Origin of the sequence: Dietzia sp. DQ11-38-2 (genome assembly GCF_014145055.1) — a bacterium.
In the GTDB taxonomy this organism is placed as follows: domain Bacteria; phylum Actinomycetota; class Actinomycetes; order Mycobacteriales; family Mycobacteriaceae; genus Dietzia.
Genome location: NZ_JAALDW010000280.1, coordinates 1 through 5,701, shown reverse-complemented (window position 1 = coordinate 5,701; position 5,701 = coordinate 1). Strand labels below are relative to the sequence as shown.

Here is a 5,701-nt window from a genome sequence, read left to right as displayed (position 1 = left end):
GGCGAGGTGATCGGCCACCGCGGACCCGGAGCCGAGGAAGAGCGTGGACTTGTACATCCCGTGGGCGAGCAGGTGGAACAACGCCGCGGAGTAGGCGCCGAGTGCGCAGGTCATCACCATGAATCCCATCTGTCCAACCGTGGAATAGGCCAGTGCGGACTTGAGGTCGGGCCTGGTCAACATGACGGCGGTGCCGTAGACGGCGGTGAGGGCTCCCGCGGCGAAGGCCAGGAGCATGGCGGTCACGGAGGAATCGATCATCGGATGCACCCGGATCATCAGCACCCCACCCCCGTTGACGATGCCTGCGTGCAACAGGGCCGAGAGGGGTGTCGGTGCGGCGACGGTGGCGGGCAGCCACCCCGACATCGGTATGAGCGCCGAGCGTGCGATAGCCGCCACGACGAGCATGACCGCCACCACCGCCCCCTCCGCTGAGGTCGTCGTGGGCAGATCGAGCGTGCGCAGATCCACGTTTCCCCAGTGCACCGTGGCCACGACCACTGCCGTCCACAGAGCGACGTCGCCGACGACGACCATGCGCGCCGTTCGGGCGACCGCCTGCGGCACCCAGGCGTCAGCGCGATACACCCACAACAGCCACCACAGCCCGAGACCGATGGCCGACCATGCCAGGGCCAGACCTATCAGGGTTGCCGACGTCACCATCGCCGCCGTGGCGGTGGTGATCGCCGCGGTCCCGCCGGCGAAGCGACCCGCCCGGGGATCGCCCCGCAGATACCGGCGGGAGAAGGCCTGCACCACGGCGCTCACCCCGAGCACCAGGAGCAACAGCAGGATCGAGACCCGGTCGGCGGTGAACCCGATCACCACCGACTCGGTCGACCCGGTGGTGATGACCGCGGACACCGGGCCGTCGAGTGTCACGACGACGGCGACGACCACCGCTGCCGCGGTGGCGAGGGCGGTGGCCGCCACAGCGATTCGGCCCGCGCGCCGCCCCGCGCGTCCGGCCAGACAGGTCACCACAGGACACAGCACCGACACCACCAGCAGGACGTTCACCGTCCCCCCTTCCGGCGGCTCGAACCGCCGCTCACTCGTCACCGCGACCTCGTGCATCCGGACACGTCTGTTATACGACACTAAAGACGCGTATTCAACAGTACGAATTTAGAATCGTGTTATGTAGCATGAGAACCGTGTCGGAGTGGTCTTTCCTCACCAGTCATGCGCGGGTGCTGATGTGCATCGCCCGCGTCGACCACCTGCGGGTCCACGAGATCGCTGACCGGGTCGGCATACCCGAACCGGAAGTCCGGCGAATAGTCGGAGATCTCGAGGGTGCGGGATACCTCACGCTCGACCCCGGGATCCCGAGCGGCCGATACCGGCTGGACGAGAGAGTGGCCTCCCGCGTGCCCACCGGACGGGACGCCGCCGTCCTCGACGTCTACCCCCGGGCGACCCGGCCCCCCGGTCCCGGGCCGACTCTGGCCCCGGTCACACGACTCGACTCCCGACGGTCGGCCACGACCTCTGCGTGGGCGGTGCTGTTGGTCAGCGACACACGCCATCTCGCCGCCGCGGTGAGAGGCGCCAACTCCTATATGGCCCATCTCCGACGCGTCCTACCGCCCGCCAGCCCCCAGGACACCGCGCTGGTGGGCGTCTGGGTATTCGCCGGCGACGACGGGCGCTCCCGCATGGTCATGGGCGAGGCGTCTCTGGCGGCTCGGAGCTCGGTCTCGATGTCAGGGCTGTGGACCCTGGTCTGGATCGACGTGCCACGACCACAGCGGGACGCCGGCACCGACCACGCGCGACGAGTCGCGCTGACCTCCGTCGCCTCCCGACATCCGCACGCTCCGTTCCCGGCGACCTTCTACGCCTGTTTCGCGGCAGACCACCCGCCGACGCTCATCACCTCGGAGTTACGTCGGCTCGGAGCCATCTGTCCACAGGTGGAGACCGGACGATGGTTCGTCTCCGATGAGCACGGATTCCGAGGTCCGGTCATCGAACCGGGTCCGGCCGGTGACGAGCGGGAGCCGGCCCACCCGGGCGGGGTCGCGCATGGGACGCCTCTCCACCGGGTCCCGCCTCCCCCGTGATTCACAGAACTCATGGCGCCGGTGCCGCGTCCGCGCTACGTTAAATTTCGCTGATCGCGCCTGCGGTCGTCCGCCTCTTTCGAGCGAGGTACCCAGAATGTCCACGTCCACCGCCTCACAACCCTCCGCCTCCCAGCCCACAGCTGGCCAGACCACCGCTGCCCAGGTCGCCAAGAGCGTCCGTCTCGCGCTGCTGACCGGCGGCCTACTGGCCATCGGCTTCGGTATCGCCGTCCTGGTCTGGCCGGAGAAGACCGCCGTCGCCATCACCGGCGTGCTCGCCTTCTACGCCATCGTCGGCGGGGTCGTGTACGCCTCGGTCGGCCTGCTCGCCAAGAACCACGGGACGGGCAGTCGGGTCGGTCACGTCCTGCTCGGCCTGCTGTGGGTCATCGCCGGCGTCTTCGCTTTTGTCTCACTGCAGGAATCCGCGGCCTTTCTCGCCATCTTCATCACCGTGATGATCGGCGTCATGTGGATCATCGAGGGCTTCACCGCTCTGTTCACCCTCGGCGAGTCCGGGGCGAAGGGCGTGACGATCGTGTTCGCGATCATCTCGGTCCTCGCGGGAGTCTCCCTGTTGAGCACCCCGGTGTGGGGCGCCGGCTTCCTGTGGTGGCTCCTGGGGGTCTCCCTCGTCGTGCTCGGGGCGCTCAACGTCTTCCGCGCGCTGTCCCACGGCGGTTCGCGCTGAGCGCACACACGCACGCGCCGACGGGGTCCGCGGTCTCCACGGCGACCGCGGACCCGGTCGCCGATCTCACCCGCCCGTCTCCGAGGACCGCTGCCGGGCGGCTGGCGACACGGAGGCCGGGGGCGACGTGGTCGAGGACGGAGCGGTCGGGGTGCACCAGATCACCGCGACCCCGGTGACCACGTAGACCACCTGCAGGAAGTGGAAGCCGCGAATCGAGGCGATCTCCGCGGCGATCCACACCACCATGATCCAGCCGGACAGGAGGCTGGCGGCCTGCCATCCCGGGCTCCGCTTGAGCAACGCCGTCGCGGCGAACAGCGCGCTGCCCCCGACGATCGCGAGCAGGATCACGCCGGCGAAATAGACGGTGGGGAAGTCGGTGTGCTCGATCCACGAGGGCTCGTCGGGGATCACCCCGACCATGAGCGCGAGCCCACCGCCGGCCGCGGTGACCCCGTTGAAGACCAACAGCCCGAAGAGGAGCCTGGAGACCGCGTTCATACCCCCCATTCTAGTGGCCGGCAGGTCACGAATACAGGGACTTCTTACTGGTCTCGGGGGCCAGGACGAGCGAGATGATGGTCAGCACCGACAGCCCCGCCAGGTAGTACCCGACGTAGGCGACCGAGTAGTTCTGCACGAGCCACACCGCGACGAACGGGGTCAGGGCGGCACCGAGGATGGCCGAGAAGTTGTACGCGACCCCCGAGCCGGTGTACCGGGTGTTGGTGGGGAACAGCTCCGGGAGTACGGCCGACATCGGCCCGAAGGTCAGCCCCATGAGCATCATCCCCACGCAGAGGAAGAGCAGCATCCGGGTCACGTCGAGGTCGTCACCGGTCCCGATCGCCTCGGGATCCAGCCACCAGCCGAAGCTGAGCCCGAAGGCGATGATCGCGAGGGTGACCCCGATGAGCATGCGTCGCCGCCCCAGCGCGTCGGCCAGGAGCCCCGCCACCGGCACGAACACGGCGAACAGGATGATCGCGAGCACCTGCAGGGTGAGGAACGGCCGGTACCCGTACCCCAGCCCGCCGGTGCCCTCCCCGCCGATCGCGAAGGACAGGATCCACGTGGTCATCAGGTAGAACAGGCCGTAGGTGGCCAGCATGATGAAGGTGCCGAGGATGATCTCCCGCCAGCTCTTGCGGAAGACCTCCGACACCGGCGTCTTGACCCGCTGGTCGTCCGCGATGGCCCGGGCGAAGACCGGCGTCTCCTCGATGCGGAGACGGACGTAGAGGCCGACTGCCACCATGACGATCGACAGCAGGAAAGGCAGGCGCCAGCCCCACACCAGGAACGGATCGGCCAGGTCGCTGTGTGTGGAGTCGTAGGCGAACCAGGTGGTCAACACCAGGAACAGTCCGTTGGCCAGGATGAATCCGAACGGCGCACCCAGCTGCGGCCACATCGCGGCGAAAGCCCGCTTGCCGGGTTGCGCGGTCTCGGAGGCCAGAAGAGCCGCGCCCGACCACTCGCCGCCCAGTCCGATGCCCTGGAAGAAGCGCAGGATGGTGAGCATCGCCGGGGCCCACAACCCGATCTGGTGGATGGTCGGCAGCAGTCCGATGAGGAACGTGGCGATCCCCATGGTGAGCAAGGCCCCCACGAGGGTGACCTTGCGCCCGAGCCGGTCCCCGTAGTGGCCGAAGATCACCGAGCCCAGCGGTCGGGCGACGAACGCGGTCCCGAAGGTCGCCATGGAGGCGAGCAGAGCGGCGCCCGAGTCGCCGCCGTGGAAGAAGAGCAGAGGGAAGACCGAGACCGCGGCGGTGGCGAAGATGTAGAAGTCGTAGAACTCGATGGTCGTGCCGATGAGCGAGGCGAAGATGATCCGGCGCCGGGGGACCGTCCCGGTCGGGTCGGTCGGGTCGGTCGGAACCGACGACGCACCGGTCGCGTCGGTCCGGCCGGCCGGGTCCGCCGCCGTATCGGTGGGGCCGCTGCTGTTCTCGGGGTGGGGCGAGGCGATCACCGGGGCATCGTACAGAAACCGGGCCCCGCGTCACCCCCACCGCGGTGGGCGTACGACGGTGACGAGGCACGGGCGCGTGCTACAAGAGAACGACACTCCAGGACGGGTCCACCACATGACATCAGACACCGGGTCGGCACCGACCGACCCCGACCTCGGTCTTGATCTCGACCAGCAGGCGGCGCTGGGGAGCGGCGCCTCGTTCTGGCGCACCGAGGAGCTGGCCGGGGTGCCCGAACTCGTCCTGACCGACGGGCCACACGGGGTGCGGTTCCAGTCCGGGGCCTCGGACCATCTCGGACTCGCCGAGAGCGACCCGGCCACGTGTTTCCCCCCGGCGTCGGGGCTGGCGCAGAGCTGGGATCCCGACCTGGCCCGCCGGATCGGGGCCGCGCTGGCCACCGAGGCGCTGGCCGTCGGGGTGGGGGTTCTGCTCGGTCCGGGGATCAACATCAAGCGCGACCCGCGGGCCGGCCGCAACTTCGAGTACTTCAGCGAGGACCCCCACCTCACCGGGGTCATGGCGACGCAACTCGTCCGCGGCCTGCAGGCGGGAGGCGTCGGAGCCTCGGTCAAGCACTTCGCCGCGAACAACTCCGAGCACGACCGCATGCGGGCGAGCTCCGACGTCGACCCGCGGCCGTTACGGGAGATCTACCTGCGGGCCTTCGAACGCGTGGTGCGGGACGCACGGCCGTGGTCCGTGATGACGGCGTACAACAGGATCAACGGTGTGTACGCCTCGGAGAACCGGTGGCTTCTCACCGACCTTCTGCGCGACGAATGGGGATTCGACGGGGCCGTCATCAGCGACTGGGGGGCCGTGGCGGACCGGGTGGCCTCCGTACGCGCGGGGCTGGACCTGCAGATGCCCGGGCCCGCCGACCTCGACGACGCCGACGTGGTCCACGCCGCCCGGCAGGGCGAGCTCGACCGGGCCCATGTCGGGCG

Annotated in this window: 6 protein-coding genes; 3 read left to right on the top strand and 3 right to left on the bottom strand. The window is 69.1% G+C overall.

Annotated features, from left to right (window positions below; all coding sequences use genetic code 11):
- Positions 1-1,083: proton-conducting transporter membrane subunit (locus G6026_RS10125; RefSeq protein ID WP_206682024.1), on the bottom strand; the 1,083-nt coding region annotated here is incomplete at its 3' end.
- An 80-nt stretch (positions 1,084-1,163) separates the two neighbouring features.
- On the opposite strand from G6026_RS10125, the gene G6026_RS10120 reads away from it, so the two are divergent.
- Positions 1,164-2,075 carry a helix-turn-helix domain-containing protein gene (locus G6026_RS10120; protein WP_182613102.1) on the top strand — a complete coding sequence of 304 codons (912 nt, stop codon included), beginning with the start codon at positions 1,164-1,166 and terminating at the stop codon, positions 2,073-2,075.
- A 97-nt stretch (positions 2,076-2,172) separates the two neighbouring features.
- Complete coding sequence (locus G6026_RS10115; RefSeq protein WP_182613101.1) at positions 2,173-2,769, top strand: DUF308 domain-containing protein; 597 nt, start codon at positions 2,173-2,175, stop codon at positions 2,767-2,769.
- A gap of 66 nt (positions 2,770-2,835) precedes the next feature.
- Here G6026_RS10115 and G6026_RS10110 read toward each other — a convergent pair whose 3' ends face one another.
- On the bottom strand, positions 2,836-3,273 hold the full coding sequence (locus tag G6026_RS10110) for a hypothetical protein (RefSeq protein ID WP_182613100.1): 438 nt from the start codon (positions 3,271-3,273) through the stop codon (positions 2,836-2,838).
- 25 nt (positions 3,274-3,298) lie between these two features.
- Entirely contained in the window at positions 3,299-4,609 is a 1,311-nt protein-coding gene (locus tag G6026_RS10105; protein WP_309230208.1) for an MFS transporter, read from the bottom strand.
- A gap of 256 nt (positions 4,610-4,865) precedes the next feature.
- On the opposite strand from G6026_RS10105, the gene G6026_RS10100 reads away from it, so the two are divergent.
- On the top strand, positions 4,866-5,701 hold an 836-nt coding region (locus G6026_RS10100; protein ID WP_182613098.1), incomplete at its 3' end, for a glycoside hydrolase family 3 protein.

Excerpts from the sequence above, each read along its gene's own strand:
- G6026_RS10115 (WP_182613101.1), top strand. The coding sequence starts at position 2,173 with ATGTCCACGTCCACCGCCTCACAACCCTCCGCCTCCCAGCCCACAGCT.
- G6026_RS10110 (WP_182613100.1), bottom strand. The coding sequence starts at position 3,273 with ATGAACGCGGTCTCCAGGCTCCTCTTCGGGCTGTTGGTCTTCAACGGG.